Source organism: Larkinella sp. VNQ87, from assembly GCF_049445795.1.
Lineage (GTDB): Bacteria > Bacteroidota > Bacteroidia > Cytophagales > Spirosomataceae > Larkinella.
In genome coordinates, this window is sequence record NZ_JBMSDT010000007.1 from 41,712 (window position 1) to 68,146 (window position 26,435).

19 protein-coding genes are annotated in these 26,435 nt (G+C 55.9%); 13 read left to right on the forward strand and 6 right to left on the reverse strand.

Features of this window, described 5'->3' with window-relative positions; translation table 11 throughout:
• Positions 1 to 14: 14 nt before the first annotated feature.
• The 4 genes from ACO2Q8_RS13295 to ACO2Q8_RS13310 all read right to left on the reverse strand — a co-directional run bounded on the left by ACO2Q8_RS13295 (position 15) and on the right by ACO2Q8_RS13310 (position 8,009).
• A complete protein-coding gene (locus tag ACO2Q8_RS13295) occupies positions 15 to 1,511 on the reverse strand; it encodes a DUF1501 domain-containing protein (protein ID WP_423345309.1) in 1,497 nt (498 codons plus the stop codon).
• A gap of 5 nt (positions 1,512 to 1,516) precedes the next feature.
• On the reverse strand, positions 1,517 to 4,261 hold the full coding sequence (locus ACO2Q8_RS13300; RefSeq protein ID WP_423345310.1) for a DUF1553 domain-containing protein: 2,745 nt from the start codon (positions 4,259 to 4,261) through the stop codon (positions 1,517 to 1,519).
• Positions 4,262 to 4,435: 174 nt separating this feature from the next.
• Positions 4,436 to 6,820, reverse strand: a complete 2,385-nt coding sequence (locus ACO2Q8_RS13305) for an ABC transporter permease (protein WP_423345311.1) — start codon at positions 6,818 to 6,820, stop codon at positions 4,436 to 4,438.
• Between the two features lie 166 nt (positions 6,821 to 6,986).
• The gene (locus tag ACO2Q8_RS13310; protein ID WP_423345312.1) at positions 6,987 to 8,009 is read right to left on the reverse strand and encodes a S66 peptidase family protein; all 1,023 of its coding nucleotides are present in this window, start codon (positions 8,007 to 8,009) and stop codon (positions 6,987 to 6,989) included.
• A gap of 185 nt (positions 8,010 to 8,194) precedes the next feature.
• On the opposite strand from ACO2Q8_RS13310, the gene nagB reads away from it, so the two are divergent.
• The 8 genes from nagB (at position 8,195) to ACO2Q8_RS13350 (ending at position 19,902) form a co-directional block, all read left to right on the forward strand.
• On the forward strand, positions 8,195 to 10,153 hold the full coding sequence (gene nagB, locus ACO2Q8_RS13315) for a glucosamine-6-phosphate deaminase (protein WP_423345313.1): 1,959 nt from the start codon (positions 8,195 to 8,197) through the stop codon (positions 10,151 to 10,153).
• 134 nt (positions 10,154 to 10,287) lie between these two features.
• Complete coding sequence (locus tag ACO2Q8_RS13320; protein ID WP_423345314.1) at positions 10,288 to 10,941, forward strand: transposase; 654 nt, start codon at positions 10,288 to 10,290, stop codon at positions 10,939 to 10,941.
• 99 nt (positions 10,942 to 11,040) lie between these two features.
• Positions 11,041 to 12,183 carry an acyltransferase family protein gene (locus tag ACO2Q8_RS13325; protein ID WP_423345315.1) on the forward strand — a complete coding sequence of 381 codons (1,143 nt, stop codon included), beginning with the start codon at positions 11,041 to 11,043 and terminating at the stop codon, positions 12,181 to 12,183.
• Positions 12,184 to 12,245: 62 nt separating this feature from the next.
• Complete coding sequence (locus tag ACO2Q8_RS13330; RefSeq protein ID WP_423345316.1) at positions 12,246 to 15,116, forward strand: M16 family metallopeptidase; 2,871 nt, start codon at positions 12,246 to 12,248, stop codon at positions 15,114 to 15,116.
• A gap of 103 nt (positions 15,117 to 15,219) precedes the next feature.
• On the forward strand, positions 15,220 to 16,038 hold the full coding sequence (locus ACO2Q8_RS13335; protein WP_423345317.1) for a DUF6597 domain-containing transcriptional factor: 819 nt from the start codon (positions 15,220 to 15,222) through the stop codon (positions 16,036 to 16,038).
• Positions 16,039 to 16,120: 82 nt separating this feature from the next.
• On the forward strand, positions 16,121 to 16,561 hold the full coding sequence (locus ACO2Q8_RS13340; RefSeq protein WP_423345318.1) for an ester cyclase: 441 nt from the start codon (positions 16,121 to 16,123) through the stop codon (positions 16,559 to 16,561).
• A 755-nt stretch (positions 16,562 to 17,316) separates the two neighbouring features.
• Complete coding sequence (locus ACO2Q8_RS13345; protein WP_423345319.1) at positions 17,317 to 18,393, forward strand: hypothetical protein; 1,077 nt, start codon at positions 17,317 to 17,319, stop codon at positions 18,391 to 18,393.
• Between the two features lie 12 nt (positions 18,394 to 18,405).
• Positions 18,406 to 19,902: an MBOAT family O-acyltransferase gene (locus tag ACO2Q8_RS13350; protein WP_423345320.1), complete on the forward strand. Its 1,497-nt coding sequence runs from the start codon at positions 18,406 to 18,408 to the stop codon at positions 19,900 to 19,902.
• A gap of 157 nt (positions 19,903 to 20,059) precedes the next feature.
• On the opposite strand, the gene ACO2Q8_RS13355 is transcribed toward ACO2Q8_RS13350, so the two are convergent.
• Positions 20,060 to 20,416: a VOC family protein gene (locus ACO2Q8_RS13355; protein ID WP_423345321.1), complete on the reverse strand. Its 357-nt coding sequence runs from the start codon at positions 20,414 to 20,416 to the stop codon at positions 20,060 to 20,062.
• Between the two features lie 173 nt (positions 20,417 to 20,589).
• Between ACO2Q8_RS13355 and ACO2Q8_RS13360 the strand changes: the two genes are divergently transcribed.
• The 3 genes from ACO2Q8_RS13360 to ACO2Q8_RS13370 all read left to right on the forward strand — a co-directional run bounded on the left by ACO2Q8_RS13360 (position 20,590) and on the right by ACO2Q8_RS13370 (position 22,881).
• A complete protein-coding gene (locus tag ACO2Q8_RS13360) occupies positions 20,590 to 21,126 on the forward strand; it encodes a DinB family protein (protein ID WP_423345322.1) in 537 nt (178 codons plus the stop codon).
• Between the two features lie 168 nt (positions 21,127 to 21,294).
• Positions 21,295 to 22,062, forward strand: a complete 768-nt coding sequence (locus ACO2Q8_RS13365; RefSeq protein ID WP_423345323.1) for a carboxypeptidase-like regulatory domain-containing protein — start codon at positions 21,295 to 21,297, stop codon at positions 22,060 to 22,062.
• Positions 22,063 to 22,161: 99 nt separating this feature from the next.
• On the forward strand, positions 22,162 to 22,881 hold the full coding sequence (locus ACO2Q8_RS13370; protein ID WP_423345324.1) for a glucosamine-6-phosphate deaminase: 720 nt from the start codon (positions 22,162 to 22,164) through the stop codon (positions 22,879 to 22,881).
• A 1-nt stretch (position 22,882) separates the two neighbouring features.
• Here the strand turns inward: ACO2Q8_RS13370 and ACO2Q8_RS13375 are convergent, their stop codons facing one another.
• Positions 22,883 to 24,811, reverse strand: coding sequence for a hypothetical protein (locus ACO2Q8_RS13375; RefSeq protein WP_423345325.1), 1,929 nt, complete (start codon positions 24,809 to 24,811; stop codon positions 22,883 to 22,885).
• 140 nt (positions 24,812 to 24,951) lie between these two features.
• Here ACO2Q8_RS13375 and ACO2Q8_RS13380 point away from each other — a divergent pair, with 140 nt between their 5' ends.
• Positions 24,952 to 26,007: a 2Fe-2S iron-sulfur cluster-binding protein gene (locus ACO2Q8_RS13380; protein ID WP_423345326.1), complete on the forward strand. Its 1,056-nt coding sequence runs from the start codon at positions 24,952 to 24,954 to the stop codon at positions 26,005 to 26,007.
• A 131-nt stretch (positions 26,008 to 26,138) separates the two neighbouring features.
• Positions 26,139 to 26,432, forward strand: coding sequence for a type II toxin-antitoxin system HigB family toxin (locus tag ACO2Q8_RS13385; protein ID WP_423345327.1), 294 nt, complete (start codon positions 26,139 to 26,141; stop codon positions 26,430 to 26,432).
• Positions 26,433 to 26,435 lie beyond the last annotated feature (3 nt).

Sequence of the window (26,435 nt, forward strand, 5' to 3'; positions counted from 1 at the left end):
AGCCCGTGGGTACGTTAGGCTAAAACCGGCTTCACGACCTTCCCGGCCACGTCTGTCAAGCGGAACGGGCGGCCCTGAAACTGGTAGGTTAGCTTGGTGTGGTCGAAGCCCAGCAGGTGCAAAATTGTGGCCTGAAGGTCGTGGACGTGTACCTTATCTTTGGTGGCATAATAGCCGATGTCGTCGGTTTCGCCGTAGCTGAATCCGCGTTTGACCCCGCCCCCCGCCATCCAGACCGTGAACGCGTCGAGGTGGTGATCGCGGCCCATAAACGGCAGCGTCTGGCCGTCGCGGTTTTCCTGCATGGGTGTCCGGCCAAATTCACCGCCCCAGACCACGAGCGTTTCGTCGAGCAGACCGCGCTGTTTGAGATCTTTGAGCAAGGCCGTCACGGCCTGGTCAGAAGCGGTGCATTTATCCCGCAGGCCGGTTTCGATGGACCCGTCTTTGCTCGTGCCGTGCGTATCCCAGCCCCAGTCGAACAGTTGCACAAATCGCACCCCGCGCTCTACTAACCGCCGGGCTAACAGACAGTTCCGGGCAAACGAGCCTTTGTTCGGATCGACGCCGTAGGCATTCAGAATGTAGTCCGGTTCGCTCTTGATATCCATCGCGTCGGGCACCGACATCTGCATTTTGAACGCCATTTCGTACTGCGAAATCCGGGTCAGAATCTCCGGGTCTTTCACATCTTCGTACTGCTGCCGGTTGATGTCGTTGATGGCCTCGATGGTTTGCTTCCGGATGTCACGGTTCATGCCCTGCGGATCGGAAACATACAAAACCGGGTCGCCGTCGGTGCGGCACTGAACGCCCTGGTACACCGTCGGCAGAAAACCGCTGCCCCAGACCGACTTGCCCGCGTCCGGCTGTTTGCCGCCCGACGCCAGCACGATAAAACCGGGTAAGTTGTCGTTCTCCGAGCCCAGGCCATAGGTCACCCACGAACCAATGCTCGGCCGACCCAGCCGGGCCGCGCCGGTGTGCATCAGGAGTTGCGCCGGAGCGTGGTTGAACTGGTCGGTGTACATCGACTTGATGAACGTAATATCGTCGGCCACGGTCTGCAAATGCGGCAGGTAATCCGAAATCCAGGCCCCCGACTGGCCGTGTTGGGCAAACTTGCCCTGCGGGCCGAGCATTTTCGGTACCCCCCGGATGAACGCAAACTTCTTGCCTTCCAGCAACTCCTGCGGACAGTCTTTGCCGTGGTATTTGACCAGTTCCGGTTTGTAATCGAACAACTCCAATTGCGAGGGCGAACCGGCCATGTGAATGTAAATCACCCGCTTGGCTTTCGGCGAAAACTGCGCCGGGCGCGGTGTCATCGGCTCATTGGAAGCCGGGGCATTGGCTGCCGTTTGGCTTTCTTTTTTATCGAAAAAACCGCAGCTCGTCAGCGCCGAACCCAGCGCCATCGCGCCCAACCCAGTGGAACAGGTGTGCAGAAAATGCCGCCGAGTTTCGCGCTGCAAAGCCGCTTCCTGAAGTTCTTTGAGTAGCTTGTTCATCGGGTTTATTCTTTGGTAATCACCTCGTCCAGATTGAGCATGGTGTTGGCTGTCACGGTCAGAGCCGCCAGTTGGGGCGTCGCGTCGGTGCAGGCCAGCAGTTTTTTGGCTTCGTCGGGATGTTGCTGATAATACGTTTCGGTATTCCGGTATAGTTTGGTCAAAACCGCCAGTTTCTTCGGGGCCAGATCGCGCAGCATCACCAGCCGGAAACCGGACTGAATCTGTTGTTCGGGCGTTTTACCGCGCCCTTTCATCGTTTCGGCCAATCGCTGGGCGGCTTCGACGTACACCGGGTCGTTGAGCGTCACGAGCGCTTGCAACGGCGTGTTCGTCCGCAGTCGACGCAGTTGACAAAACTCCCGGCTGGGGCTGTCGAACGTAATCATCGACGGATACGGGGCCGTGCGCTTCCAGTAGGTGTATAACGCCCGGCGGTAGCGGTCTTCGCCTTCGCTCAATTTCCAGCTTTCCCCGCTGTAGGGCGACTGCCAGATGCCGTCGGGCTGCACCGGCATGACGCTGGGGCCAAACTGCTTGCGGCTCAATAAACCGACCACGGCCAGGGCCTGATCGCGCACCTGCTCGGCCGCCAGCCGGACACGCGGGCCACGCGCCAGCAACTTGTTGAACGGATCTTTCGCCAACAGTTCGGGCGACGCCTGGGAACGCTGGCGGTAGGTAGCCGACATGACCATGCGTTTCAGCAGTTTCTTGACGTGCCACCCATCGGTTTCCATGAACTCCACGGCCAGCCAGTCGAGCAGTTCGCGGTGCGTGGGCGGAATGCCCTGCGTGCCGACATCCTCGACGGTTTCGACAATACCGGTGCCGAAGAGTTGTTCCCAAAACCGGTTGACGGCCACCCGCGCCGTCAGCGGATGCTCGCGGCTAACCATCCATTTGGCTAATCCCAGGCGGTTTTTGGGTAAGTCTTGTGCCATCGGCGGCAGCGATTTCGGCACATCAGGCTTCACTTCTTTTCCCTTGACGAGCCAATTACCGCGCTCAAAAACGTGCGTTTTCCGGGCCAAATCGCCGGTGCCTTCGTACATGATGGGCGTCGACTCGGGCCGGGCGTTCAGGAGTTCGGCCAGCTTCCGATCCATCTCGCCCAGTTCGTGGGCGGGCTGGTCGGGCAAAGCGGCCTGAAACGATACCCATTTGATTTGTACCCAATCCTTCGGTGTTTCCGGGCTTTTCAGGCTCAAGTACAAGTTATGCCGTCCCGAAACCGGCGGCAGGGCAAAAATCATGGTCGTGTCGCGACCGCTTGGCACCGGCGAAGCGAGCAAAACCGGGCCGTTTAAACTATCCTGGTGTACTGTCAAAACCGCATTTTTGGCCTTCGTGCCCCACTGCATGATCAGGCGGTTTTTGCCCGTCAGATTCACGTTTTTGATCCGCCCGGAGCCGCCGTCCTGCACCCCGAAAAACTTGGCATCCAGCAGCGAGGCATTGACGTACTCGTCAAAATCGTGCGAGTTGATTTTGGGTTCGGTGATCCGGACGAAGTGCATCCAGTCCTGCACCTGCTTCGGATGTTTCAGCCGGTTTTTCAGCCAGCCGTACAGTTCCTGCACCTTGACCGAATCTTCTTTCTTGTAAAACCGCAGAGTCGGCGTTTCGGTGGTCACATCCTCGTCGCGGGAGTTGTTGAAGAACGCCAGATACTTATAATATTCCTCATTAACGAATGGATCGTACGGGTGGCTGTGGCACTGCACACACGAAAAGGTGGTTCCCTGCCAGACATCCCAGGTCGTGTTGACGCGGTCCATGACGGCGGCCACCCGGAACTCCTCGTCCTGCGTGCCGCCCTCGTCGTTGGTCATCGTGTTGCGGTGAAAACCGGTGGCAATCAGTTGATCGTCAGTCGGGTTCGGCAGCAGGTCACCCGCCAGTTGCTCGATGGTAAACTGATCGAATGGTTTATCCTGGTTGAAGGCCTTGATCAACCAGTCCCGGTAGCGCCAGATATTCCGGCCGGGGTCGCGTTCGTAGCCTTTGGTGTCGGCGTAGCGGGCCAGATCGAGCCACATGCCGGTCCAGCGTTCGCCGTAAGCCGGAGACGCCAGCAGGCGATTCACCACTTTCTCGTAGGCATCGGGCGATTGGTCGGCCACAAAATCAGCCACTTCTTTTTCCGTCGGCGGCAAACCCGTCAAATCCAGCGACACCCGGCGGATCAGCGTGGCGCGGTCGGCTTCGGGCGAGGGTTTCAGGCTTTCAGCCTTGAGCTTATCTAGGATAAAATGGTCGACTTCGTTTTTGGCCCAGTTCAGCTCATCATTTTCAACGATACCCAGCCGCGACCAGAACGTGCCGATCTGGGGCACCTCCGGTTTTTCGACGGGCTGGTAGGCCCAGTGATCTCCCCATTCGGCACCCTGGTCGATCCATTTCCGCAGCAGTTCGATTTCTTCCGGTTTCAGCGGGGGCGCATCCAGCGGCATCCGTTCGTCGGGGTCGGTGAGCGTCAGTCGCCGGATGAATTCACTGGCGTCGGCATCGCCCGGAACAATGGCATGTTTGCCGGATTTGGCCGGAGCCAGGGCTTCGTGTTTGAACAGCAGGCTAAAATTGGAGGCTTTCTTGACCCCGCCGTGGCAGGCAATGCAATTTTTATTGAGCAGCGGTTTGATTTGGGTATTAAAATCCACCTTGTCCTCAAAAACACCAAGGAACGAGGTTAGCGTGAGGGCTACCACCACGACCAGCCCGCCAACGACGATGAGTTGAGGCTTCATAATTCCAGATTCAGATTTCAGGTACTACTCTCATTTACAAAGAGAAAAGAAATGGCCCTATATACTTACACAGCTTACAAAATTTATAAACTTTTGCCACTTTTCCTCATGAAATAAGTGAGAATGACTGACCGGAACCTTCGCAGATTGCTGGAAGATCAGGGCAAACCGACCCTATTCGCTCCGTAAACTGTTCACCGGATTTGCCAGGGCGGCTTTTATGCCCTGCAACCCAACCGTCAGCAAGGCTACGATAAGGGCCAGCAAACCCGCCACCGCAAAGACCCACCAGGCCGGATCAAGCCGGTATTCGAAGCTCTGAAGCCATTCATTCATGGCGTACCAGGCGACAGGCGTTGCCACAGCAATGGCCATGCCGACCAGCTTCAGAAAGTCTTTTGATAACAGCGCAACAATACTGCTCACCGATGCGCCCAGCACTTTCCGAACCCCAATTTCCTTCGTCCGTTGTTCAGCCGCAAAAGCCGCCAGCCCGAACAGGCCCAGACAGGCAATCAAAACCGCTAATACCGTGAAGGTCAGCAGAATCTCGCCCTGCTTCTGCTCCGCTTTGTATTGTTGTGAAAAATTTTCGTCCAGAAAATGAAACTCGGGTGAGTTGGCCGGGTCGAAGGTTTTGTAAACCGCCCGGATGTGGGCCAGGGCTTCCGTCACGTTACCGGGTTGAATCCGGACATACACATTGTCTTTTTCAAACGGGGCAGGCATTTGCAAGACCAGCGGTTCAATTTTATGCTGAAGCGAATAGGTATGAAAATCCCTGACAACCCCCACTACGCGGGCTTCGGCCGTGTTTTTCTCATTGTCAATGTAATACTTCAGTCGCTTGCCGACCGGTTTTTTCCAGCCGAGTTGTTTCACCAGCGTTTCATTAACCAACACCGCCCCCATCCAATCACTTTTGAACGATTCCGAGAAATTGCGACCGTCCAGCAGCTTGATTTCCAGCGTCTTGAGGTAATCCGAATCGACCGAAAACTTCTGAACGACCTGCGAACTGGGCGAAATCAGGCCGTTTTGCTCGAAGAACATCCCACTGCCGCCAATGTTGTTGTTGCCGATCGGGTTACTGGCCGCCGACGCGCTCTCGATCAACGGGCTTTGCACCAGGGCTTCTTTGAGGGCCTCCACCCGTTTCCGAACGTCTTCGTTGTCAATGTGAAACGTTAGCACCTGCTCTTTGTTGAATCCCAGATCCTTCTGCATCACAAACCGCATCTGGCGATACACCAGACCCGAGCAGGCAATCAGGGCAATGGCCGCCACAAACTGGAAAACGACCAGCGACTGCCGGAACAGGGTACTTCCCAGACGGTCGCCAACCAGCCCGCGCAGCGCCGTTACGGGCCGAAAACCCGACAGCATCAGGGCCGGGTACAGGCCGCTGAGCGCACCAAGGACCAGCGAGAGCAAAGCCGCCCCCAACAGCGTCGCCAGGGAGTGATCAATGGATAATGACTTATCGGCCAATTGGTTAAAAAACGGCAACGCGGTTATGACCAGCACCATACTGACCAAACCGGCCAGAAAGGTCATGAGCATCGATTCGGTCAGGAATTGCCCGATCAGTTGCCAGCGGTACGATCCAATGGCCTGCCGAACGCCGACCTCGCGGGTGCGTTTCAGGGAACGGGCGGTGTAAAGATTCACGTAGTTGATACAGGCAATCAGCAGGATCAGCGCAGCCACGCCCGCGAAAATGGAAACCGTACGAGAATTACCGTTCGGACTGATTTCGTAGTCCAGGTGCGAGTGCAGGTGAATGGCCGTCAGCGGCTGAAGTTCGATGCGGTAATCGACGTTGCCCATTTCCGGTTTGATGTATTTCTCGAAAAAACCGGGCAGTTTCGCTTCCAGCGTTTTAGGATCGCTGCCTTTCGCCAGCAGCAGGTAGGTATACAATTCAAAATTCTGCCAGCCGCTGGTGTAATTGGTCGGCATGGAGCGCAAGGCGCTAAATCGCAGGTGCGAATTGGTCGGGATATCTTCAATAACGCCCGTAACGGTATTGGGAAAATGGTTGCTGAACTCGACGGTTTTGCCGACGGCTTTGCGGGCATCCCCGAACAGGGTTTCGGCCAGGCTCCGGGTTAACACAATCGTTTGTGGCTTTTGCAGGGCCGTAGCCGGATCGCCGTACAGAAACGGCAGGGTAAACACGTCGAACACCGCCGGGTCGGCGAAAAAAATGTCATTGGCCTCGATCTTTTTGTCATTGAACGTCAGCGTTCCTCCACCTTCCGGATGAAGCCGAACGGTTTTTTCCACCTCCGGATACTCCTTTTGCAATGTGGGTCCGTAGGGCGCCGAGGTGGGTGCCAGCTTCAGGTTGCCGCCCGACCACTGGGCGTAGTGAACCACCCGGACAACGCGGTCGGCCTGGGCATGAAACCGGTCGTAACTCCACTCATCGATCACGTACAAAGCCATCAGCCAGACAGCCGCCATGCCAATGCCCAGCCCAACCACGTTCAGCCCGCTGAACAGTTTGTTTTTCCAGAATGTCCGAAGCGTGATTTTCAGGTAATTGTGTAGCATGTCCGTAAACCGTTGAAGTGATGAAACCGCAGTCCTGCGTTCCGGCCAATCAATTCCCAAACACCGTACCAAAATGCCAACTCATTGATTAGCAACAATTTTACTAGCAGTCATTTCGAACCTGTCCGTAAATGGACGGTTTCGCTGACCGGTACTGGACATCCGCTCACCGCACGGCCGGTTCGAGCATTCGCAGGGTTCCGGCATCGGCGTCTATCTCAGCTTCGATGCCCACGGGAACCGTAAACTTGTGCGTGATGTGCCCGATCATGGCACCTGAATACGCCGGTTTTTTGAGCGGAACGATATGGTCGCGGAAGACATCTTCCAGCGTCAGCGAACCGTAGCCTTTGCCGGGCTCGCAGTCGGTACATTTCCCGAACACAAACCCGCTGATCTGGTCGAGGACGCCCGCCAGTTTGAGTTGCGTAATCATGCGGTCCATCCGGTACACATCTTCGTTGATATCCTCCAGAAACAGAATGCTGCCGGTCCAGTCGGGCAGGTATTTCGAGCCCATCAGGTGGCTCAACACCGTCAGGTTGCCGCCCAGGAGCCGCCCGCGTGCCTTGCCGGGGTGCAACGTCATCACCCGGTCTTTGGTCTGGGTAAGCAAATCGCCCTTGTCGCGCGGATTCTCCATTAAAACCGCCTGTCCATCCAGCAGCGTTTGCCGGAAATAATTGACCGTGAACGGGTTGAAGGTCGCCGAACCGACGGGGCCGTGCATCGTCACGAGGCCGGTTTGAGCGTGAATGCCGAGCAACAGGGCCGTGATGTCGCTGTAACCCACCAGGATTTTCGGATTCCGCCGAATCAGGTTGTAATCCAGCAGGGGCAAAAGTCGCGCACAGCCCCAGCCGCCGTGCATGGCCATGATGGCGTTCACACCGGGGTCGGCAAACATCGCGTTGAGGTCGGCGGCCCGGTCGGCATCGGTCCCGGCCAGGTAGCCGTAGCGGTCGAAAACGTGTTTGGCCACGACGGTTTTGAAGCCCAGCGCCTGCAACGATTCGATCCCGATCTGCACGGTTTCGTGCGTGAAGGCCGGAGCCGCCGGGCCGACCAGGGCGACGGTATCGCCCGCTTTCAGTCGGGGCGGTTTGAGGGTAGGAACGGGAGCCTGAAAAACCGAGGTGGCTGCGGCAGCCGTGAACGCTTGGAGGAAGTTTCGGCGGGAAAGCGACATTTTTGATCGATCAATAGTACAGGTGACGATGAAAACCGTACCAAGATAAGCCGGAATCCGGCGCAATTCCGTACCTTTTAGAAAGGAATTATAGTTTTTAAAAAATTTTAAAATACTTTTATTGGTGTTCCCAAGAAGTATACCGAATTTTGCCGCTCCGCTCGAACCACAATCTACTATCCGTTATGATTTCTGAACCTTCCGTTATCGAGAACGCGTCAGGTCGTCAACCCGGTGAGCCCGTTCAGTCGGCCATCACCTACGAAAAAATCCCCACGCACATTTACGCCGATGCGAAAGACGCGTCCCGCGCCGTAGCCCGCGAAATCGCTGAACTCATCCGCGAAAAGCAGGAAAAAGGAGAATTGTGCGTACTGGGTCTGGCCACGGGTTCGTCGCCCAAGACGGTGTATGCCGAACTGATCCGTCAGCACCGCGAAGAAGGACTGAGTTTCCGGAACGTCGTATCGTTCAACCTCGACGAATATTACCCGATGGAACCTGACTCGCTGCAAAGCTACTGGCGGTTTATGAAGGAGCAGTTGTTCGACCACGTCGATATTCCGGAGGGCAACTACTTTATTCCGGACGGAACGATTCCGGTCAATAAGGTAGCCGAATTCAGCCGGGCGTACGAGGAAAAGATTCAATCGTACGGCGGTCTGGATTTTCAACTGCTCGGGATCGGGGGGAACGGTCACATCGGCTTCAACGAACCGGGTTCGCTGATCAACTCGCACACCCGCCTGATGATGCTCGACCACTCGACGCGTGCGGCCGCGGCCGGGGACTTCGGCAGCCTGGCGAAAACGCCCAAAAAGGCCATTACGATGGGGGTTGCGCCGATTTTGAGCGCGAAACGAATTGTGCTGCTGGCCTGGGGGGAACGCAAAGCACCGGTGATCCGGGCCGCACTCGAAGGCACTGTCACCGAACAGGTTCCGGCTTCGTACCTGCAAACGCACCCGAATACGCTGTTCGTCATCGACCAGGCGGCTGCCTCCGACTTGACCCGGATGCAAACGCCCTGGCTCGTCGATACCGTCGAGTGGGATAACCGCATGATCAAGAAGGCCGTGACGTATTTGTCGCGCTCGCTGGGCAAACCGGTTTTGAAGCTGACCAACAAAGATTACAACGACAACGGGATGAGCGATCTGCTCGCCCAGGTGGGTCAGGCGTACGATCTGAACATCGACGTTTTCAACCAACTTCAGCATACGATTACGGGCTGGCCGGGCGGCAAACCCAACGCCGACGACACAAACCGGCCCGAACGCGCCCTGCCCGCCAGCAAACGTTGCCTGATTTTCAGCCCCCACCCCGACGACGATATCATCTCAATGGGTGGCACGTTCCAGCGCCTGCACGACCAGGGCCACGAGGTGCACGTAGGTTATCAGACCTCCGGCAACATTGCCGTGGCCGACGACGAAGCGCTGCGGTTTGCGGATTATGTGGTCGATTTCAATGAGAAGTTTGGCATCGATAGTCCCGAAGCGACCCGGATTTTCAAAGACGCGGCTGCTTTCCTGCGCGAGAAGAAAGACAGCGAAATGGATACCGACGAAGTGCGGTACGTCAAAGGGCTGATCCGGAAGGGTGAAGCCAAAGCGACCTGCCGGTTTGTCGGGATTCCGGTCGAGAACGCCCACTTCCTGAACATGCCGTTTTACGAAACCGGCAAGGTGGAGAAAAAACCGCTGGGCGAAGACGACATTCAGGTGGTGATGGACGTGATCCGGCAGGTCAAACCGCACCAGATTTATGCCGCTGGTGACCTGGCCGATCCACACGGAACGCACAAAGTCTGCCTGGATGCCATCATGGAAGCCGTTCGCCGGTTGAAAAACGAGGAGTTTATGAAGGATTGCTGGGTGTGGCTCTACCGGGGCGCCTGGGCCGAGTGGGACATTCACGAAATCGAGATGGCGGTGCCGATGTCGCCCGACCAGTTGATGCGGAAACGGCTCGGGATCTTCAAGCACCAGTCGCAGAAAGACGGCGTGGTGTACCAGGGCACCGACTCGCGGGAATTCTGGCAACGGGCCGAAGAGCGCAACCGGGCGACCGCGGGCCTGTATAACCAGCTCGGTCTGGCCGAATACGAAGCCATGGAAGCCTTCGTCCGCTGGCATTTCTAGTACCCACGGACCGCCGGGCGGCCCCGTTTAGTCCGTGTGAATTTTCAGTATCCAGGAGATAAATAGCCGTGTGACTTCATGCTATGATCGCCGTCTTATAGCATGGAGACACGGACTAAAGTCCGTGGGTACGGATGAAAATAGAATACCGCCGTAACTTGCCCCATCTGCAATATGTTGGGGCAACGTTTTTTATAACCTTTTGTCTGAAAGGCTCCCTGCCAGCCGAGGTCGTCCGGCGACTCGTGGACGAACGGCAGGCGGCTCTCCGTCAGATTCAACAAAAACCGCCCACATCAGACGAAATTGTCAACGTCCACAAACGGTATTTTGCCAAAATTGACCGCATCCTCGACCAGGGTACATCCGGGAATCGATGGCTTCAAAACCGCTCGATTGCCGAACTCCTCGCCGACAAAATCAAGTCGTACGACGGCGAATCGTATGATCTGATCGCATTTTGCATTATGCCCAATCACGTGCATCTGGTGGTCGATTCGTCGGTGCAACTGGAAAAGGTAAGTGGTCTTTCGCAACCTGACGACCAGCATTATCGCCAGTTGTTTACGGTTTTGCAACAAATCAAAGGTAGTACGGCGTATGGTGCCAACCGGATGTTAAACCGTACGGGAGCGTTCTGGCAACCGGAAAGCTATGATCATGTCGTGCGGAATGTGCAGGAGTTAAAAAATATCGTTAATTATACACTCCAGAATCCCGTCCAGGCCGGTTTGGTAACCGACTGGCGTGACTGGCCGTTCAGTTTCCTGAACGAACGTATTTATTAACGTACCCACGGACTTTAGTCCGTGAGTTGCTAGTTTCTCCATGAGATAACTAACACTCACGGACTAAAGTCCGAGGGTACGTTAGCCAACTGATTTTTTATGGAACCACTCACCATTCCCGGAAAACACGGACTGAAGTCCGTGGGTACGTCAAGACTGCTCTCCCTCGACACCTTCCGGGGCATCACCGTCGCGGCCATGATTCTGGTCAATAATCCGGGCGATTGGGGGCACATCTACGCCCCGCTCGGGCACGCGAAGTGGCACGGCTGGACACCCACGGATTTGATCTTTCCGTTTTTTCTGTTCATCGTCGGCGTGTCAATTTCGTATGCACTACAAAACAAAGAACGGGCCGGGCTGGTGGGCAAGATTGTGCGCCGGAGCCTGATTCTGTTCGGGCTGGGATTGTTCCTGAACCTGTTTCCAAAATTCGATTTCACGACCGTCCGGATTCCGGGCGTCTTACAACGGATTGCGCTCGTTTACCTGGCCTGCTCGCTGATTTACCTCAAAACCGACACCCGCACGCAGGGCTGGCTGATCGGTATGCTGCTCGTGGGGTATTGGTTGCTGATGACGGTCGTACCGGTCCCGGATTTCGGCCCGCCCAACCTGGAACCCGAAACCAACCTCGGCGCGTGGCTCGACCGGACGCTGCTCGGCGGGCACCTCTGGAAAACCGCCAAGGTCTGGGACCCGGAAGGTATCCTGAGCACTTTGCCCGCCATTGCCACCGGTTTGTCGGGCATTCTGGCCGGAGCGCTTCTGAAATCCGACCGACCGGAAGCCGAAAAAACCGCCTGGCTGTTCGTCGCGGGCTGTTTTTCACTCCTGGGTGCGTATGTCTGGAACGGTTTTTTCCCGATTAACAAATCCCTATGGACCAGTTCGTTCGTGCTGTTGACATCCGGATTGGCATTACAGGCGCTGGCATTGTGTTACTGGCTGATCGACGTGCAGGGCTACCGACGCTGGACCAAACCGTTTGTCGCATTCGGTGTCAATGCCATTACGGTTTTCTTCTTGTCGGGTTTAATTCCGCGGATTCTGAACCTGATCAAAGTGCAGCAGCCGGATGGTTCGGAAGTTGGCGCGAAGGAGTGGCTCTACCAAACATTTTTCGTCCCGTATTTCGACAGTCCGTATAATGCCTCGCTGGCGGGGGCGCTCACCTTCGTGCTGATCTGGTTTGGGATACTTTACGGGATGTATCAGAAAAAAATCATTATCAAAGTATAAATAATACCAGTAATTTCGGGTACCATACGGCAAATGCGTTAGAACCGTATACACCTGATCCAATGAACAAACTATTGGCTACCGGCCTTGCCCTGGCCCTGCTGGCAACCGGTGCAAATGCCCAACAACCGGCGAAGACAACACCGAAAAAGAAACCGGCTACCCCCGTTAAAACCGTTGCAGCCGGTATTCCCGCCGAATTGAAACAGCCGATTCCATTTGATCCCGACGTAAAAGTCGGCAAGCTGGCCAACGGCCTGACATATTACATCCGCAAAAATACCGAACCGAAAAACCGGGCCGAACTGCGACTGGTGATCAATGCCGGATCGGTGCTGGAAACCGACGAGCAGCAGGGTCTGGCGCACTTTCTGGAGCACATGGCCTTCAACGGCACGAAGAATTTCCCGAAAAACGAACTGATCAGCTTCCTGCAATCGTCCGGCGTCCGGTTTGGGGCCGACCTCAACGCGTCGACCGGGTTTGACGAAACGATTTACCAGTTACCCGTTCCGACCGACTCGACCCGGCTGTTCGAACGGGCATTTCAGATTCTGGAAGACTGGGCGCACAACCTGACAATGGACCCGGCCGAAATCGAGAAGGAACGGGGCGTCATTCTGGAAGAAGCCCGCTCGGGGCGCGGGGCCGGGCAGCGGATGCGTGAGAAGTATTTCCCGCTGATTCTCAACAACTCCCGCTACGCCAGCCGTTTGCCCATTGGCAAAGATGAGATCATTAAAACGTTCAAACCGGAGGTATTGCAGCGGTTTTACAAAGACTGGTACCGCCCGGATCTGATGGCCGTGGTGGCCGTTGGTGATTTTGATGTCGCGCAGGTCGAGGGGATTATTCAGGAGAAATTCAGCCGCATCCCGGCGGTGAGCAATCCAAAACCGCGCGTAAAGTACCCGGTTCCGCCCCACAAGGATACCAAAATCGCCATCGTAACCGACCCCGAACAGCCGAACACGCTGGTGCAAATCATGTACAAGCAGCCCGAAACCAAGGAGAAAACCTTGTACGACGTGCGCGAAGCCATCAAGCGGGTGTTGTTTAATTCGATGATCGGCAACCGGATCAATGAACTTACTCAGCAGTCGGACCCGCCGTTTCTGGCCGGATACAGCAACTACGGCAGTTTCCTGGGCGATCAGGACGCCTTCAGTTCGTACGTGATTGCGAAAGATGGGAACGTGGAACGAGCCGTGACGGCAATTCTGGACGAAACCGCCCGCGTCGACCGCTTCGGCTTTACCGAAACCGAGTTGGAACGCGCCAAAAAACAATACGAAAAAGCCATTGACCGGATTTACCGCGAACGCGACAAAACCCGCTCGGCCAATTATGTCAGCGAATACGTCGAGAATTTTCTGCACGGCGATATTCCGGTCAGCATCGCGTTCTACCGTGAGTTTGTTGAGAAATACCTGAAAGGCATCACCGTCGGCGACGTCAACAACCTGGCTAAACAGTTCATTACCAAAGAAAACCGGGCGGTGGTGATCATGGCTCCCGAAAAAGATAAAGGTAAACTGCCGACCGAAAAGCAAATCCTGGCCCTCATCGACAATGCCGGGCGCAACGTGACGGCCTACGTCGACAAAACGCTCGACAAACCGCTGCTGGCGACGCTGCCGGTCGGTAATCCGGTGACGAGTGAGAAACAGATCAAGGACATTGGCGTGACGGAGTGGACGCTGCGCAACGGTGTCCGGGTCGTACTGAAACCGACTGATTTCAAGAATGATCAGGTTATTTTTTCGGCGACCAGCCTGGGCGGCACTTCGCTGTACTCCGACAAGGATTACGAGTCAGCCCGGTTTGCTTCGACGCTGATGCAGATGAGCGGCATCGGGGATTACAACCAGATTCAGTTGGGAAAATACCTGACCGGCAAAACCGTCAGCGTAGCCCCTTACATCAGCGAATCGGCCGAAGGCGTCAGTGGCAGCACCACGCCCGACGACCTGGAAACCGCCCTGCAATTGGTGTATGCGTACTTTACGGCTCCCCGCAAAGATCCGGAGGTGATCAAAGGTTTTTTGTCCAATCAGAAAAGTTTCCTGCAAAACCAACTGGCAACCCCGACTCCGCAGAAGGTGTTTCAGGATACCGTCCAGGCCGTTTTGGGCGCGTACAATTTCCGCCGATTGCCCCTGACACCCGCCCGTCTGGAACAAGTCAACGTCGACCGCGCCGAGGCTATCTACAAAGAACGGTTTGCCGACGCCAGCGACTTCACATTCTTTTTTGTCGGCAGCTTCAAGGAAAAAGACCTGAAACCGCTGATTGAGAAGTACCTGGGCGGTTTGCCGTCGATTAACCGGACTGAAAAATACCGCGACCTCGGCATCCGGATTCCGGCGGGCAAAATCGAAAAAACGGTCACGAAAGGACTGGAACCCCGGACGACCGTACAGATGGTCTTCAGCGGTGATTTTGTCTGGACCTCCGAAAACACGACCCAGATCGACGCTTTGGCCGAGGCACTCGAAATCAAGTTGACCGAAACGTTACGGGAAGAAGAAAGTGGCGTTTACGGCGTTGGCGTCAATGGGGCCTACGCCAAAATACCGGCGCAGCGGTATACGTTCCGGATCGGTTTCAATTGTGCGCCCGAGAACGTCGACAAGCTCATCAACCGGACCCTGGCCGAAATTGAGAAGATCAAGCAAAATGGCGCCGATCCGAAAGATATTGAGAAGTTTAAAGCCGAAACCCGGCGCGAAACCGAGGTTCAGTTGAAGCAAAACAATTTCTGGCTGGGCTACCTGTCCAACCAGTATTTTAACAACGACGATCCGACGGAAATCCTGCACGAAGACGAGTTTCTGAAGCAGGTGACGCCCGAAAGCACCAAACAGGCGGCCAACCAGTATTTCGGCAAAAACTTCATCAAGCTGTTGCTGGTGCCCGAACGGAAACCTTAGCGACAGCGGTTTTAGCGAAAGGTCAATTCGCTGACCTTTCGCTAAAATGCTTGAGGCCTGGTTTCATAAAAAACCTAACTTGCTATGAATCTGCGCTTCTGTCATGCATTATCAGAAATATCAGCCCGCTGCCCACCTGCGCCCGTTTGTCGAATGTTACTACATTTGGGAGAACAACCAGGTGCTAACACAACCCATCACCGTCGAATCGCCCCCCAACGGCTTCGGTTCGCTGGTTTTTAATTTCGGAACACCGTATCAGCTTCAAAGCCCCCGGCGCGGTACGATTGCGGTTCCGACCTCTTTCCTGAGCGGCCAGTCGACCAGTAGCTATCAACTCGGTTTACAAGGGCAGATCGGGATGGTTGGGGCGGTTTTCCGCCCGGCGGGCCTGAACAGTCTCTTCGGCTTGCCGATGTATGAATTTACGGACGAGCGCGTGGAACTGGCGGCTGTTCTGGGCGATCGAATTCACGTCATCCAGGACCAGATTAAGGAGACGCCGGACAGGGCCGGGCGAATTGGATTACTGGAAGCCTTTTTAAGCAACCAGTTGATCCAGCAGGGCGCGGTCACCGACCGCACGGATTACGTAGCGAACCGAATTGTTGACCAGCGCGGCATCATTAATATTCCCTCGCTGATGGAGGAGTTATACGTTTGCCGGCGGCAGTTTGAGCGGAAATTCCTGCAAAAAGTCGGCGTCAGTCCCAAGTATTACGCCCGCATCCGGCGGGTCGGGTACTTGTGTTCGCTGCTGGCCAGCCAGCGCTGGAACGTGGCCGACTGGCACGATGTGATTTACCGGGCCGGGTATTACGATCAATCGCATTTCATCCGGGAGTTTACCGGTTTTACGGGGCGCGTACCGTCGCTTTATGTGCGAAACAATGCCGAACTGGCCAACTTTCTCACGGCCTGACCGGTCGGCAGAATGTCGCATTTTTACAATAACGCCCGATCAGCTTCCGGTAATTTTGGTCGATCATTAAACCAAAACGACAATGAAAATCACGCAAACTGAATCACTGACCGACCTGACCCGCAAAGGCACCAGCATCGAATTTTTCTCGGCCTACCAGGAGCGCGACATCGAGCGCATGATGGCCCTGTTTGATCCCAACGGCGCGTTCTGGCTGATGCCCCTCGGCCCCGAACCGCAGGGCACGATTGGCGAGCTCGGCCGGAATTTCTGGACGGGCGTCATGGCAGCTTTTCTGGACATCGACAATACCGTCGACAAGGTAACCGCCGACGGCGACCGGATTGTCTGCAACGTCGTTCTGTTTGGAACCCAGGCCGCTGATTTTGCGGGTATTCCGAACAAAGGGTTGCGCTTCAACAGCGACCACATCTTTATTTTCCACTTTAACGAAGACGACAAAATCGCGTCGGTGGCCATCGACTGGGACCACGCGCGTTTCCAGCAGCAACTGGGCATATAATGTTTTTAGTGACAAAAGAGTGAAGACATGAGAGCAAGGAGTGATGTTTCGAAAGTAGTCTTTACTCTTTGCTCCTCTTTCTACCAACAACAAAGCTTTTGAAGATGAAACTTCTGAAAAAAACGGTGATCAAAACCCGGCTGCGGATCAACTGGCAGCGGTTTTGGCGGTACCGGTTTTTCTAAATTAGGCCAATATCGTTTGGATAGGAATGAATCTGCGTGACTCGTTCCTATCCAAACGCTCGTTTACCTCAGCCCCGCAATACTGGTCAAACCGACAACTGCCAGCGAGCCTGCGTGAAAACGCCCCAGGCCAACATACACTCGTGATGGTCAGCGACGTGTAAAGGCCACTCCGATTAAGTTACCTCCCTTCCAACATAGGCGGCCATAAGCAAGAGTACGGTCATCAAACCGGACCCCACCGCAGCAACGGGTGCATGAGCTACCCGGCAAAGTAGCGAGAGCAGCCGCAAAACTCCATTTCCAGACCGACCACTTCACCAACCGCCCGGGAAAATCAGCGCCATCGAGAGCGGTTCGTAGCCCCTTAGTTTCAGAAATACCCTTGATACACGCATCAAAGCCGTCAGCGCGGTGCAGACCCGGCAAATCCTGGGGGCAGTTTTAAGGTAAAATCAGATAAAGTTCTTTGCTATTCGACCGGTTAGTAAATAACACGCCTGTTTTAAACACCCTGCGGTGTAAATTATACCGAACAAGCTGATAAACAACGGGATAACATATAAAAAAATGATACCACTTCTAAAGTCGAGTCTGTTGACACTGGCTCTGATTCTGACGTTTGTCGTTGGCTGGGAGCTGTATTGGCGCAGCCAGAACCTCGGGCTTTCCTACAATGACGACGAAAGCCTGTGGGCGCACACCCGGAAAGAGATTTACCGGAGCAGTCCGTCGAAACCAGTTATCATTGGGTCATCACGCGTCAAGTTCGACCTGGATCTGGCTACCTGGGAAGCCATGACCGGCGAAAAACCGGTACAACTCGCTCTGGTGGGGACAGCCCCCCGACCCTTGCTGACGGATCTGGCCAATGATCCGAACTTCAAAGGAACACTCATCATTGGCGTTACCGAAGCTCTTTTCTTTGCGCCCGACGGTTCGTTCCCGGAACGGGAGGCTACCAAACGGGTTACTTTTTATCCCAAGTGGTCGCTTTCCCAGCAAATTAGCTTCCACATCAACCGGGCACTGGAACCCTGGCTTTACTTCTTGGACGAAGAACGACTGGCGCTCAGGCCCTTGCTGACCGACCTGCCCATTCCGCCCCGCCCGGGTACCTGGGGTGGGCCGAAATTTCCAAAGGAATTTTCGATTACTAAGTCCGACCGACAGGAAGCCATGACGGATGCGATCGTGGCTGATACCGCCATTCAGAACAAAGTGAAAGCGGTTTGGCTGGACATTGGTGCCCACAGCCCGAAACAAACCATGCCGGATGCGATGCTAACGGGCATTTTCGATTCCGTCAAGAAGTCGGTCGACCAGATTCGGGCACGGGGTGGTCAGGTGGTTTTTGTCCGGATGCCTTCGGACGGTCTCTTCTACGAAGTCGAAAAAAGGAGCCACCCGCGGGCCAAATACTGGGATCGGCTGCTGGCGCATACCCGGACACCCGGTATTTACTTTGCGGATTTCCCGGCATTGTCTAAATACCGATGCCCGGAGTGGTCGCACCTGGCGCCGAACGATGCGGTCACGTTCACGCGGGATTTCATTCCGATTCTGAAGCAGAAAACCGGCTGGGCCATCCCGATCCGACCGACCCAAACGCCCGTCGTTACCGCTTTGCTTCTTCCCCACCAATAGCTCAAAACGATCATGGTTTTCAACTCCTACAGTTTCGCCCTCTTCTTTGTGCTGCTTTTGGTGCTGCACAACCTTCCTCTACCCTGGAAGATAAAGAAGGTTAACTTACTACTGACCAGCTACTTATTTTACGCCCTCTGGAATCCGCCCTTCATTTTGCTGCTCTGGCTCTCAACGGTGGTGGATTTTTACATGGCCCGGCTGATTTCCTGCGAACAGCGATCCGCCCCCCGCAAACTCCTCCTGACCGTCAGCCTGTTGCTTAACCTCGGCATGTTGAGCTACTTTAAATATGGCGGTTTTTTGCTGGAAAATTTTACGGCTTTGCTGTCGGCGATGGGCATTGTGTTTCAGGCAGCCAAACCCGATATAATCCTACCCGTCGGTATTTCCTTCTACACCTTCGTAACACTTTCGTATACGCTGGATGTGTACCGCCGGAAAGCTGAGCCGGAACCTTCTTTTCTGAACTTTGCCCTCTTCGTTACGTTCTTTCCGCACCTGGTAGCGGGGCCGATTGTCCGGCCCGAAGACCTGATTCCGCAGTTTAAGGAACCCCACCGCGCCACGACTCAGCAGATGACCTGGGGGCTTTTTCTGCTGTCGCTCGGGCTGTTCATGAAAGTCGTGGTTGCGGATACGCTCCTGGCCGACTCCGCCGATACGGTTTTTGGGGTACCTTTTCCGGTGCAGCCGCTGGATGCCTGGATGGGCGTCATGGCGTTTTCAGGACAGATCTTCTGTGATTTTGCGGGCTATTCGACCTGCGCCATCGGCATTTCGCTGTGTCTGGGGTTTGTCCTGCCCGACAATTTTCGGTATCCGTACGCGTCCATCGGTTTTTCGGATTTCTGGCGTCGGTGGCACATTACGCTCTCAACCTGGCTGCGCGATTACCTCTACATTCCGCTGGGCGGAAACCGCAAGGGAGCTACCAGAACCTATATCAACCTGATGATCACGATGTTGCTGGGCGGATTGTGGCACGGAGCCTCCTGGAATTTTGTGATTTGGGGCGGGTTGCACGGTGTTTTTCTATGCGCCGAACGGCTGATCCGGGATTGGTCCGGGAAACGGCAGCGTAGTTTTGCCGGAACAAATCGGCCGGATTCGGCCTTGGTTGGGTCCGTTGCACAGGCTTCGATGCTCCCGGTTTCGTGGAACGGCAAAGTGGGCAATTTCGGTCTGGCGCTGCTCACGTTGTTTCTGGTCGACATCACCTGGGTGTTTTTCCGCACGCCCGATTTCGGCAGTGCGATGCGAATTCTGCTGTCGATGTTTGGCGTCATTCCCAACGGAGCAGCCCTGCTCACATCCCTCGACATCCTGAAAGTCAGCTCAGTGACGACGATTCTGATTGCCTGTCATTGGTCGATGCGAAATTCGTCGCTGGTGAAACTCGGAGCGCGACTGCCGTGGTGGCTACTCGGCCTGGTCTGGGCGGGCATGGTAATTTTACTGATTCTGACCCAGAAAAGCACGAACTCGTTCATCTATTTCCAGTTCTGATAACCGCCCTAAATCCGTATGACCTCACCGGGATTGAATACGCGCCGGTGCTGAAGACCCCATTGGGCAATTTTCATTGGCTACCCGGCACCTACAACACGTCCCGTACCCCGCCCAGGCTGCGGGGGTATCTTTTCCAGTGTATAGGAATTTCCGGTTAATCGATGAATTGCAGTAATTCGATGCGGTTCTGGAAGGGATCGTGGAAGAAAAACCGCTGCCGCCCGTCGATGTCGGACGAGTACGTAATCTCGATTCCCTGATTGGCCAGTTCGGCCCTGGCTTCGTCCAGGTTCGTGATTTCAAAAGCCGGATGCCGTTTGGAATACGGTCCGGGGGCTTCCTCGCGAAGGTGAAGCTCAATGTCACCGATCGAAAACCAGAGCGCCCCGCCCGGATGTTCGCCGGGTACTTCGGTCAGGCCCAGCACCTGAGTGTAAAAGGTGCGCGCTTCCTCCCGTTTGCCTTCCGGGATCGCAATCAAAATGTGGTCTAATCGCTTGAATTGAATCATGTTTCGTTGAACGTTGCGGCCCTGGTAGCCCGGAGTCTGCAATATCGCACCAGAACGGCTTTTTTACCAACGAAAACCGGCTTGTAAATTTTGTAAACGGCTTTTCCTCAGCGTACGCGGTTTTTCTTAACTTGCCCACGGCCGATCAGCCACTGACGCAACCCTTACATTTCATGTCTCTCGAACAGCTTCTTGACTCGGTAGCGACTGCCCGAAGCCGGTATATTGGTGATGTGCAACAACTTACGGAAGCACAGGCCCGCTGGAAACCCGACCCGGATGCCTGGAGCGCCGTTGACATCACCGAACATCTGTACTGGGCCGAACACGGCGGCATCTGGGGCATGTGGCGGATTTTGCAGGACAAACGCGACGGCAAACCGCCCGTCTGGACCGGCGAACTCATCCACCGAGGCTTACCGATTGAAGAAATTGTGGCCCGGACCTGGCAAGTGAAAGAAAAGGTGCCACCCATTGCCGCACCCCGCATGGGTGGTTCGGTGGCGTTCTGGCTGGCTGCGCTGGAGAGCCTGCAACAACCCCTGACAAAGCTGAGTCAGGAACTGGCCGATGAAGATTTCGAGGCCATCATTCACCCGCATCCGATTTCGGGTCCGCTGGATGTCGGGCAGCGGTTTGAATTCCTGCGGTTTCATATCGACCGCCACCGGAACCAGGTGGCGGAGTTGCGGGCGCAGATGCCCGTGTAGAAAACCGGTTTGCTTCTTTTTGAAAAACCGGCAAACCGGTTCAGATAAAATTTCCGGCGCTTCACATAGAACCGGTCCCCTTCTCCCTTTTTTCTGCCTTCTTTTGGGGCTTGAATAGCGGCTTCCGCCCGAAGGTCCGCGCGCAAATACCTGTACGCAACAAATACAATGAACACCTTCACGAATGCACTTCCGCTGGCCAACTGCCTGCTGGCGGTGGCCCTGCTGGCCGGATGCAAAGGCGATGGCAGCGAGCTTTCGCCCGATCAACCCAAAAAAGGCCACCTGACCGGCAAGGTGACCGATCCGCAGGGAAAACCGCTGAAAGGAGCCGAGATCGTGGCCGACAATACCTGGCTGTACAACAGCAACCTGGTCACCCGAAGCGACGCGAACGGCGCGTATTCCATTGCCTTACCGGCGGCTGCTTCCACGTATCAGGCCACAGCCCAGCTTCAGGTCAGTTACCACGGGCAGACCTACGAGCTTGATCTGCGCCCTGACGAGCCCGAAGGCTTCACCCAGGACGGGGCCGTTCGCAACTTTCAATGGGCTTTGAACGGAGAATACCCCGATCATGCCGGGCGGTTTTACGGCGGAACGATTACACTCGACAAAGAAATCGGGAGTGAGTTGTACGACGTTGAAAACATCCTGTTCACGCTGACGCCGGTGGGGCCGCTGATCGACGGTTCGACGGGCAAAACCCTGAAACTCAAAAGCGGCCAGCCCCGGACTAATTCCTACGGAAAACTGGTCGACGTGCCCATCGGGCGGTACCGGATTTCGGCGGTGCACGAACCGAGCGGGGCTAAAATCCGGGTTCGCAACAAAAATGGCACCTTCGCGGCCGACGGCACCGTGACGCTCGATTTTTACGGCAACCAGTCGCCCTGGTACTGCTTTAACTGCATGGTGATTGAATATGGCGAGTAGACAAGGGTCGGTTCGGCGGAAAAACTGAAAATTCGGGGGCTGTTTATACCGGTTTTCATAGGCTGCGGTTATCTTGTAGCGCCTAAACCAAAACCGGCCATGAACTTCCAGATCTTCCCCGACTACAATGCGCTCTCGCGCCATACCGCCCAACACATTGCCGATTTGTTGAACCGCAAGCCCGACGCGCTGATCTGCGCGGCCTCCGGCGATACGCCCGTGGGCACCTACCGGGCGCTGGTCCAACTGGTCCGAGAAGGTAAAACCCGCGTCGACCGCTGCACCTTTGTCGGGCTGGACGAGTGGGTGGGGTTGGGGCCGGAGAGCGAAGGGAGTTGCGCCAATTACCTCCAGCGCGAACTGTTCGGGCCGCTGGGCATTGGGCCGGAGCAATACCGGCTGTTCGACGCCCAAGCCGCCGATCTGGAAGCCGAATGTGAGCAGATGAACCGGTTTGTCGACGAGCGGGGCGGTTTTGATCTGATTCTGGTGGGCGTCGGGCTGAACGGCCACATTGCCCTCAACGAACCCGGCACGCCCTTCACCCTGAAAGCCCACGTTTCGGAACTGGCCGAAACAACCATTACCGTCGGGCAAAAATACTTCTCCACGCCCACCCCGCTGACGCTCGGCATTACGACCGGCCTGCAACAACTGATGGACGCCCGCGAAGCCATCCTGATTGCCAGCGGCTCCAAAAAAGCGCCCGCGATCCAAACCGCCCTGCAAGGCCCCGTCACCGAGGAGTTTCCGGCCAGCATCATGCAGACCCACCCGAATGCGTTTGTCTGGGTAGACCGGGAGGCTGCGGGGAGGTGATCTAATTCCCCTCCACCGTCACCAGCGCCCGACCTGTGGGGATTCCGGCTCCGCAGGAACTGCTTAGGGATGTAACCGTATATTCGGTCGATTTGGTCGGGGCCACGGTCAGCACATACGGGTTCAGGAAGGTCCCGTTCACTTTCGCACCGTCGGATAGCACGAACGACCAGGGCGGCAACCCGTTTTTGAAAGCCACCCGCACCTTGGCGGTCTGGCCGGGCCGGATGATGCCCTCGCCCGATACCACCGCCTGACTCACGTTCGGGGCCAGCACCTTGATCGTAGTTTCCGAACCGGCCACGGCTGGGCTGGTCGAGGTAACGCGCAGCCGCACGGTATTCAGCGTATCTTTCAGGTAGGCCGGGTTCACGACGGCTTTCAGCACACCATCTTTATACGTCGTGGGCAAACCGATAAACCGCCCGCTGGTGTCGGCCACCTGTACAATGTATTTGTTGTTGGCATAAAACCGCCCCCCGGTCGTAAATGGCACCGTGATTTCGGAACCGTGGCAGATTGTACGGGCCGACAGGTTGCCGGTCGTGATGGTCGACGGCGGAATGTTAACCTTCACAAACGCCCGCCCACTGTATTCACCCACCCCGCAGGCCCCACCCGCCGAGGTGATGGCGTACGGCGTCGGATTGTTCGGCGTCACCCGGATCGTGTGCGGACTGCGGGTGATGTTGTTTTCGTAGGTTCCGTCGGACAGCAGTACAAACCACGGCCCTCCCCCGCCAAAATCGACGGTCAGTTCAGCGGTTTTTCCTTCGTCGATCCGAACGGTATCGTTCCGCAACACCGCGACGGCCTGGGCCGCGACAGCCAGGTTCTCGGTTCGGCTGCTAACCGACGGCAAGGTCGCCATCACGCGGATTTTGTACGAACCTTTGGGCGAAATCCCGTACGGCAGCCGGGCCACCAACGGGCTGGCCGTGCCGGCGTTAGAAATCGTCGTCCAGTTGTCGGTCGAGTCGGCCAGTTGCACCACAAAACCGTTCCCGGCCTGGTATTTGCCCGTTGCCGTAAACGCTACTTGAAAGGGCGTTCCGGTACAAATTCGGTAGCCGCCGTTTGGTGCTTTGAGGGCAATTTCCGGATTCGGGTTTTCATTGACATTGACAATGATTTCGCCCGAAACCGTACCCGTACCGCACGGCCCGCTGACGTTGACGACTTTGTAAACGGTCGGCTTATCGGGCGTAACGGTCACTTCGTAGGGCGTGGTCATCGTGTTTTGCACCTTCGTGCCGTCCGACAACACGAACGACCACGGCCCGTGCCCGCTCAGGGCCACGCGAAAGGTCGCCGGTTGGCCGGGCAACACCGTCACGGCGTTGCTGCCGTCGGCCAGTTCGATCCGGGCGGTGGGCGCGGGCAACACCCGCAAGGCTTGCAGCGTGCCGTTGACCACCGGGTTCGTCGACGACACCCGCAGTCCGTACCGGCTCCCGGCGGCCGTATTGACCGGAATCACGCCCGACAACGTGCCGTTCCCGAAGGCCCCGGCTTTGGCAGGTTCACTCAGGTTGGTTACTTTTCCGGCGGCATCGACCAGTTGCAGCACAAACTGGTTATCGGGCGAAAACCGCCCGCCCGACGAGGTATAGGGCACCGAAACCGGTGACCCGGCACAAACCGCTAATCCATTTAAATCGCCCGTTACTACGTCCGGCAGGGCTACTTTGTGGCTGTCGGCCTGGGCCTTCAAAGCCGCCGAATCGACGCGAAACGTGGTGTCGCGCCGAAAAATGGCTTTGTAGGCGCTGTCTCTCAGGTATTTTTCAATCAGCGTATCTTTCCGAATCTCGATCAGGGTGTCTGCCGAAAACCGGTGATACCCTGCACGCGGGCGGTTTCCCGATGCCCCGAGGGTGATCAGGCCGACGACGCCCAAAAGGATACTGACCAATGTAAACTTATTCATACCACTGCGGGTTGACGTCAAAACAGGTGTGTGATTCCGTATAAAAACTAAACTTTGCGCAAAAACCGCTTTTAGTCTGTAAAGGTCGCTAATCTATAACGGAAATTTGGCAGACCGCCGTACAAAGTTATCAAGCCCACATGAACGAGGACGTACTTCTGCTCCAGGTAACCGAAATTATTTCGGAAACACGCGACACCAAAACCCTGATGTTACAGCCGACCGACGGCCGACCGGTGCCCTACCGCGCCGGGCAGTTCCTGACGCTGCTGTTCGATCACCTGGGGCACGAAGTTCGCCGGTCGTATTCGCTCAGTTCGGTGCCGGGCGAACCGCTCACCCTCACCATCAAGCGGGTGGAAAACGGCGAGATTTCCCGGTTTTTGCTCGATCACCTGCGCGTGGGCGATGTACTCCGGAGCCTGCCCCCGGCGGGGCGGTTTACGCTCGATCCGCAACCGGAACGGCAACGCGATCTGGTGCTGATCGGGGCCGGAAGCGGTATTTCACCCTTGTTTGGTATTCTGAAACAGGCCCTGCGCGACGAACCGCAAAGCCACGTTACGCTGCTCAACTGCAACACCAGCGAGCAAACGATTATTTTTTACGACCAACTGGAAGCGCTGCGCAACCAGTACCCCGACCGGTTTCAATTGATTCATCTGCTCAGCCAGCCGTCGGACGATTGGCGAAAAGCCGGTAACATCCGGCGCGGGCGGCTAAACAACTGGCTGCTGGAAACGATGCTGCCGGAGTTGGTCCGGTTTGAACGGGCTAAAGCCCGTTGGTACGTGTGCGGGCCGTTTGCGTTCATGCGGATGGTGCAGTTTACGCTGGTGTACGCCGGGATTCGGCCGGACGCCATTAAAAAGGAAAACTTTGTCATTGAGCCAGTTACGCGCACGCCCCCGCCCGAACTCGCCAAAGACCACCGGATGCTACTGCGGTTTCGCGGAACCGAATACGACATCGACGTACCGGCTTACAAATCGATTCTGCAAGCGGCCCTGGATCACGGTGTTCACCTGCCGTATAGCTGCAAGGGCGGCCGGTGTTCGAGTTGTGCGGCCCGGTTGCAGGCCGGGCAGGTCCATATGACGATCAACGAGGTGCTGACGGAACACGACCTGGCCGAAGGCTGGGTGCTGACCTGCACCGGCTACCCGGCAAGCGAAGGTCTGGTACTGGAGGTGTAAAATTCTCCTGAAACGGATAATTACATAAAACAGAATCAAATTTTGTTTTATGTAATTATCTTCTTAGATTTATCCATCACCTACAAAAGCCAACGTTATGACAGTTTTTATCACTCGACCCGCTAGACGTAATGCGAGTTATTGCGAAGAAAGCTATCAACGAATATGCGCTGGCCAACGCTCAGGCAACCGACGCCCTTAACGAATGGTACCTAAAAACCGTGGCCGCCGATTGGAATAGCCTGACGGATATCAAGAATACCTTTAATTCAGTCGACTATGTCGGAAATGATCGATTTGTCTTTAACATCAAAGGCAATCAATACCGGCTGGTTGCCATGATCTTTTTCAATATTCGCTCGGTGTACATCCGCTTTATTGGAACCCATGCCGAGTATGACAAAATCGATGCTTCTTCCGCATGAGCC

Bases quoted from the DNA above. Each gene is read 5' to 3' on its own strand.
- ACO2Q8_RS13305 (WP_423345311.1), bottom strand. From the start codon at position 6,820: ATGCTACACAATTACCTGAAAATCACGCTTCGGACATTCTGGAAAAAC.
- ACO2Q8_RS13350 (WP_423345320.1), top strand. From the start codon at position 18,406: ATGGTTTTCAACTCCTACAGTTTCGCCCTCTTCTTTGTGCTGCTTTTG.
- ACO2Q8_RS13360 (WP_423345322.1), top strand. From the start codon at position 20,590: ATGTCTCTCGAACAGCTTCTTGACTCGGTAGCGACTGCCCGAAGCCGG.
- ACO2Q8_RS13325 (WP_423345315.1), top strand. From the start codon at position 11,041: ATGGAACCACTCACCATTCCCGGAAAACACGGACTGAAGTCCGTGGGT.
- ACO2Q8_RS13375 (WP_423345325.1), bottom strand. From the start codon at position 24,811: ATGAATAAGTTTACATTGGTCAGTATCCTTTTGGGCGTCGTCGGCCTG.
- ACO2Q8_RS13355 (WP_423345321.1), bottom strand. From the start codon at position 20,416: ATGATTCAATTCAAGCGATTAGACCACATTTTGATTGCGATCCCGGAA.
- ACO2Q8_RS13370 (WP_423345324.1), top strand. From the start codon at position 22,162: ATGAACTTCCAGATCTTCCCCGACTACAATGCGCTCTCGCGCCATACC.
- ACO2Q8_RS13335 (WP_423345317.1), top strand. From the start codon at position 15,220: ATGCATTATCAGAAATATCAGCCCGCTGCCCACCTGCGCCCGTTTGTC.
- ACO2Q8_RS13310 (WP_423345312.1), bottom strand. From the start codon at position 8,009: ATGTCGCTTTCCCGCCGAAACTTCCTCCAAGCGTTCACGGCTGCCGCA.
- ACO2Q8_RS13380 (WP_423345326.1), top strand. From the start codon at position 24,952: ATGAACGAGGACGTACTTCTGCTCCAGGTAACCGAAATTATTTCGGAA.
- ACO2Q8_RS13340 (WP_423345318.1), top strand. From the start codon at position 16,121: ATGAAAATCACGCAAACTGAATCACTGACCGACCTGACCCGCAAAGGC.
- ACO2Q8_RS13295 (WP_423345309.1), bottom strand. From the start codon at position 1,511: ATGAACAAGCTACTCAAAGAACTTCAGGAAGCGGCTTTGCAGCGCGAA.
- ACO2Q8_RS13320 (WP_423345314.1), top strand. From the start codon at position 10,288: ATGAAAATAGAATACCGCCGTAACTTGCCCCATCTGCAATATGTTGGG.
- ACO2Q8_RS13365 (WP_423345323.1), top strand. From the start codon at position 21,295: ATGAACACCTTCACGAATGCACTTCCGCTGGCCAACTGCCTGCTGGCG.
- ACO2Q8_RS13385 (WP_423345327.1), top strand. From the start codon at position 26,139: ATGCGAGTTATTGCGAAGAAAGCTATCAACGAATATGCGCTGGCCAAC.
- nagB (WP_423345313.1), top strand. From the start codon at position 8,195: ATGATTTCTGAACCTTCCGTTATCGAGAACGCGTCAGGTCGTCAACCC.
- ACO2Q8_RS13345 (WP_423345319.1), top strand. From the start codon at position 17,317: ATGATACCACTTCTAAAGTCGAGTCTGTTGACACTGGCTCTGATTCTG.
- ACO2Q8_RS13300 (WP_423345310.1), bottom strand. From the start codon at position 4,261: ATGAAGCCTCAACTCATCGTCGTTGGCGGGCTGGTCGTGGTGGTAGCC.
- ACO2Q8_RS13330 (WP_423345316.1), top strand. From the start codon at position 12,246: ATGAACAAACTATTGGCTACCGGCCTTGCCCTGGCCCTGCTGGCAACC.